The sequence below is a fragment of the Specibacter sp. AOP5-B1-6 genome (assembly GCF_052376555.1).
GTDB lineage: Bacteria > Actinomycetota > Actinomycetes > Actinomycetales > Micrococcaceae > Specibacter.
In genome coordinates this window covers 1-411 of record NZ_JBQSVT010000127.1, presented here as the reverse complement: position 1 = coordinate 411, position 411 = coordinate 1, and the positions used below count along the sequence as shown (strand labels likewise).

Genomic DNA, 411 nt, shown 5'->3' with positions numbered 1-411 from the left:
CAGTCAATAACGCTATAATGCTTATCGAGAGAACCATGAAAACCAACACCAAATCAACACCCGAAAAAGAGGTCATCATCAGCATCAGATCCAGGTTCAAATTATCTCAAAGAAATTGCTTCTTTATAAAGATTCTCGCGTTCACTATGTAGTTCTCAAACAACAACCCCACCACACACCCCACCACCAACAAACACCAAAGTGCCTATAGTCAATGACTCGGTCATGTGCGGGAAACCAGGCACAACACCATTCACCACGTTCGTGATGAATCGTTGTTGTTCCAGGACCCAACAGTGTGCCAAACGCATAACAACCCTCACACCTAACAACCCACACGGTTCGTTCCCCACACCCCGCAAGCGCGGTGTTGTACTAAAACCAGGTCGCCAGATGCCGATCATCGGCTGC

Annotated in this window: 1 protein-coding gene; it reads right to left on the bottom strand. The window is 47.4% G+C overall.

The window, feature by feature from the left end:
* Positions 1-155: 155 nt before the first annotated feature.
* Positions 156-411, bottom strand: a 256-nt coding sequence (locus ACT3TS_RS19775; RefSeq protein ID WP_444533230.1) for a hypothetical protein, incomplete at its 5' end; no start/stop codon positions are given.